This window comes from Mesorhizobium sp. M7D.F.Ca.US.004.03.1.1, assembly GCF_003998635.1.
GTDB lineage: Bacteria > Pseudomonadota > Alphaproteobacteria > Rhizobiales > Rhizobiaceae > Mesorhizobium > Mesorhizobium loti.
The window spans coordinates 1-1,527 of the sequence record NZ_RZQG01001194.1 but is presented as its reverse complement, the minus strand read 5'-3'; the positions used below and the strand labels follow the sequence as shown (position 1 = coordinate 1,527).

1 protein-coding gene and 1 pseudogene are annotated in these 1,527 nt (G+C 64.2%); both read right to left on the bottom strand.

Going from position 1 to position 1,527, the window contains the following annotated elements; all coding sequences use genetic code 11:
• Nucleotides 1-1,126: Tex-like N-terminal domain-containing protein (locus EN935_RS35455; protein WP_281040399.1), on the bottom strand; the 1,126-nt coding region annotated here is incomplete at its 3' end.
• Between the two features lie 127 nt (nt 1,127-1,253).
• Nucleotides 1,254-1,527 (bottom strand): annotated as a pseudogene (locus EN935_RS35450) (6-aminohexanoate hydrolase); the annotation flags it as partial.

The window sequence follows — 1,527 nt, the reverse complement described above, 5'->3', positions numbered from 1 at the left end:
GGCGGAACTCGCCAAGCTCATCCGCCTGCGTGCCGCGCACATCGTTCCTGGGCGGAAACGGATAGACCGTCGTCGTTGTCAGCACCTTGCCGGTACCGTCGACCACCGCCACCTTGACGCCGGTGCGGATGCCGGGATCGAGTCCCATCGTGGCACGCGACCCGGCGGGGGCTGCCAGCAGCAAATCCTTCAAATTGCGGGCAAAGACATGGATCGCCTCTTCCTCGGCCCGCTCGCGCAGGTCGCGCATCAAATCGAGCGTCAGGTGCAGCGACAGTTTTATGCGCCAGGTCCAGCCGGCGACCTCCATCAGCCAGCGGTCGCCCGGTAGGCTGCCGCCGATGGCATAGGCATTGGCGATCATCCGCTCGACCGGCTTCACCGGCGAGGTGTCGTCGGCATCGACCTCGATGTCGAGCGACAGCACTTCCTCGTTGCGGCCGCGCAGCATCGCCAGCGCGCGATGGCTCGGCACATTCGCCCAGCGCTCGACATGGTCGAAATAATCGGAGAATTTCGCGCCGGCCTCCTGCTTGCCGTCGACCACCCTGGCCCGCATGAAGGCGCGTTCCTTCATGTAGGTCCGCAATTTGCCGACCAGATCGGCATTCTCGGCGAATTGTTCCGACAGGATATCGCGCGCGCCCTCAAGTGCTGCCTTGGCATCGACCACCTCTTCGGTCAGATAGGCCAGCGCCAGTTCAGCAGGCACCAATGAGCGGTTCGCCAAGATGGCTTCGGCCAGCGGCCCCAGCCCGCGCTCCCTGGCGATTTCGGCCTTGGTGCGGCGCTTGGGCTTGTAGGGCAGATAGATGTCTTCCAGTTCCGCCTTGGTGGTGGCGGCGACGATCTTGCCCTCGAGTTCCGCAGTCAGCTTGCCCTGCTCGCGGATGGAGCCAAGGATAGTGTCGCGGCGCGCATCGAGTTCGCGCAGATAGGAAAGCCGTTCGGCAAGGTCGCGCAATTGCGTGTCGTCCAGCCCGCCGGTCACCTCCTTGCGATAACGCGCCACGAACGGCACCGTCGCGCCTTCATCCAGCAATTCGATCGCCGCCGCCGCCTGTTCGGGCCGCGCGCTGATCTCGGCCGCGATGATGGCTGCGATGCGCTTGATATCGGATGCCATGTCGTTCCTGCTCTTTTCCAAAGAGCGGCGACCATAAGCGCAGACGTCCGGTCCGCCAACCGCCGCGCTTTGATCAGCCCGGCGGGTCCACAGGAAAGCGTACGCTAATGTGGTGGCCTGGCTAGGATCAGACCATCCGGCTCAGCGCCTCGAAGAAAGCGACGATCTCGACATCGAGCGGATCGTCCACCGGCTCCGGCTGCGACGACATCTTGGCGATCACAACTTCGGTCTTGGGATCGACATACAGCCATTGGCCATGGATACCGATGCCGCAATAGGCGCCGCTCGGCAAACCGGTCTGGTACCATTTGTTGCGGTAACGGCCCTTGGGAAACAGCGGCAGCATCGCGCCGCGCTGCCAGGCGTCCGCACTGCCGCCGGTGCTGGTCGTGTCGCGC